The sequence below is a fragment of the Kitasatospora sp. NPDC057500 genome, from assembly GCF_042802195.1.
In the GTDB taxonomy this organism is placed as follows: Bacteria; Actinomycetota; Actinomycetes; order Streptomycetales; family Streptomycetaceae; genus Kitasatospora.
In genome coordinates this window covers 1-1,476 of the sequence record NZ_JBHVER010000440.1, presented here as the reverse complement: position 1 = coordinate 1,476, position 1,476 = coordinate 1, and the positions used below count along the sequence as shown (strand labels likewise).

Annotated in this window: 1 protein-coding gene; it reads left to right on the top strand. The window is 74.3% G+C overall.

Annotation, left to right across the window (positions count from 1 at the left end):
- Window positions 1–177: 177 nt before the first annotated feature.
- Entirely contained in the window at window positions 178–1,461 is a 1,284-nt protein-coding gene (locus ACFU74_RS37275; RefSeq protein ID WP_380764577.1) for a glycerophosphodiester phosphodiesterase, read from the top strand.
- The last annotated feature ends 15 nt before the right edge of the window (window positions 1,462–1,476 follow it).

Here is a 1,476-nt window from a genome sequence, read left to right as displayed (position 1 = left end):
GTATAAGAGACAGGTGCGTGACCGCGGCCGGCCTCCCCCGTTCCCCGGGCGGTGGGTGCGGGAACTTCTCCCGCAGTTCGCCCGACGGCCACCCGTCCGGGCGCCGCGGCTCCTAGTCTGCGGGCGGCACCCACACCGCGACGCCGACAGCGCGCCGAGCGCGACCTAGGAGCATCCATGACGTACCGTCCGTCCGACGGCAGCACCCCGGCGGAGCCCGCCGGCGCCACCGCCTCCTCCCGCCGGTCCTTCCTGCGGGCCACCGGTGCGGCCGGGATCGGCGCGGCGGCCTTCGCGGCCGGCGCCGGCGAGGCCTTCGCCGCCTCCGGGGACCAGCCGGGCGACGAGCAGTACGGTGCCGCCGACGAGCGCGGCGTCGCCGCCGGACGCCCGGGCGGCCTCCGCCCGCCGGTGCGCACCGGTACCGGCCTGGACCGCCTGCCGTACCCGCTGATCGTCGGCCACCGCGGCGCCCCCGGCTACCGCCCCGAGCACACCCTGGGCTCCTACGACCTGGCGCTGCAGCTGGGCGCGGACGTCATCGAGCCGGACCTCGTCCCCACCAAGGACGGCCACCTGGTGGTCCGCCACGAGAACAACATCACGGACACCACGGACGTCGCCGACCACAAGGAGTTCGCGGACCGCCGCACCACGAGGACCATCGACGGCGCGGCCCAGACCGGCTGGTTCACCGAGGACTTCACGCTCGCCGAGCTGCGCACCCTGCGCGCCAAGGAGCGCCTGCCCCAGCAGCGCCAGCGCAACACGCTCTACGACGGCCGCTGGGCCGTGCCGACCTTCCGCGAGGTGGCCGACTTCGCCCGCAAGCGCGGCCGCGAGCTGGGCCGGGACGTCTGGGTCTACCCCGAGACCAAGCACCCGAGCTACTTCCGCTCGATCGGCCTGCCGCTGGAGGAGCGCCTCGCCGACGACCTGCGCCGCACCGGCCTCGCCGGGCGGGGCGGCCGGGCGATCCTGCAGTCCTTCGAGCCGAGCAGCCTCCAGCGGCTCGCCAAGCTGGTCGACAACCCGAAGGTCTTCCTGCTCAGCGGCCCGACCAGCCGGCCGTACGACTTCGTGCTCTCCGGCGACCAGCGCACGGTGGCCGACCTGGTGAAGCCCGAGGGCCTGCGCTGGATCTCCTCCTTCGCGCACGGCATCGGCCCGACCACCACGCTGATCGCGCCCGTCGACGCGACCGGCAAGCTGCTGGCGCCCACCACCCTGGTCAAGGACGCGCACGCGGCGGGCCTGCTGCTGCACCCGTACACGGTGCGCAACGAGAACGGCTTCCTGCCGCTGGACTACCGCCGGGGCACCGACCCCAACGCGTACGGCGACGCGATCGGCTGGGCGCGGTACCTGTACGACCTCGGGGTGGACGGCTTCTTCACCGACCAGGCGGACAGCAGCGTGCTGGCCCGGCAGGACTTCTGGGCGGCCAAGGGCGTGCACTGACACACCTTCCGACCC

Coding starts and splice junctions, on each gene's coding strand:
- ACFU74_RS37275 (WP_380764577.1), top strand. CDS start 178: ATGACGTACCGTCCGTCCGACGGCAGCACCCCGGCGGAGCCCGCCGGC.